At 70.4% G+C, this 1,325-nt stretch carries 2 pseudogenes; both read left to right on the forward strand.

From position 1 onward, the window contains the following. Window positions 1-273 precede the first annotated feature (273 nt). Window positions 274-897 (forward strand): annotated as a pseudogene (locus tag ACH107_RS32885) (ABC1 kinase family protein); the annotation flags it as partial. 328 nt (window positions 898-1,225) lie between these two features. After that, window positions 1,226-1,325, forward strand: a pseudogene (locus ACH107_RS32890) (hypothetical protein); the annotation flags it as partial.

The following is a 1,325-nucleotide window of genomic DNA, read 5'->3' on the forward strand; positions in this document are numbered from 1 at the left end:
CGGCTGGGCCGGATGGCCCGCATGGGCGGGCTTGCCACCGGGCTGGCCGGCACCATGGCCGCGCGCGGCGGGATGGAGCTGCTGGGCGGCCGCCGGCCGCGGATGCAGGACTTGCTCATGACCCCGGCAAACATCACCCGCGTGACCGAGGAATTGTCACGGATGCGCGGCGCCGCGATGAAGGCGGGCCAGCTTCTGTCGATGGAGACGGGCGAGCTGATGCCGCCCGAGCTGGCGCAGATCATGACACGCCTGCAATCCGAGGCGCATTTCATGCCGCCCGCGCAACTGAAAAAGGTTCTTGCCGCCAACTGGGGCGGCGACTTCATGCGCCGGTTCCGCCGCTTCGACGTGCGCCCGATCGCCGCCGCCTCCATCGGGCAGGTCCACCGCGCCCAAACGCGCGACGGCCGCGACCTTGCCGTCAAGGTGCAGTATCCCGGCATCCGTGACAGCATCGACAGCGATATCCGCAATCTCGGGGCCATCGCGCGCGGGTCCGGGCTGGTCCCGCGGGGCATGGACATCGCCCCGCTGCTGGAGGAGGCCCGCGCGCAACTGCACGAGGAGGCCGATTACCTGCGCGAAGCCGCCGCGCTGTCGCGCTTTGCCGCGCATCTGGCCGACACGCCGCATTTCCGCGTGCCGGGGCTGCACCGCAACCTGACGACGCCCGACATCCTGGTGATGGATCACCTGCCCGGCGTCACCGTGGCCGAGCTTGAAACCCGCGATCAGGCCACCCGGGACCGCGTCGCGGCGCGGCTGATCACGCTCGTGCTGCGGGAACTCTTCGATCTCGGCGACATGCAGACCGACCCGAATTTCGCCAATTACCTGTTCGATCCCGACGCCGACGCGGTGATCCTGCTCGACTTCGGCGCGACCCGGCGGTTCGCGCCGGAAACGGTCGCGCAGTACCGCGAGGTGCTGCGCGCCACCGTGGCCGGTGACGGGCCGCGCGCGCTGGCCCGGATGGCCGATCTGGGCATGATCCCCGCCGATCCGCCCGACGCGGCCCGCGACCTGCTGCTGCGCCTGTTCGGGATCGTCGCGGAGCCCTTCGCCGCGCCGGGCGTTCACGATTTCGGCCGGGCCGGGCTGCTGGACCGCCTGCGGCAAGAGGGGCTCGCGCTGGCCGAGGAACGCGGGCTGTTCCCCGTGCCGCCGGTCGAATCGCTGCTGCTGCAACGCAAGGTGCTGGGCTGCTACCTGCTGGCCGAGCGTGGGCCTGACCTGCGGCGTGGTCTACCCGCAGCAGGACGAGGACGAAAAGAAGCAAGCCTACGCCTGCGACATCACCTATGCGACCAACAACGAGTTGG

The organism is Roseovarius halophilus (ex Wu et al. 2025), from assembly GCF_047086965.1.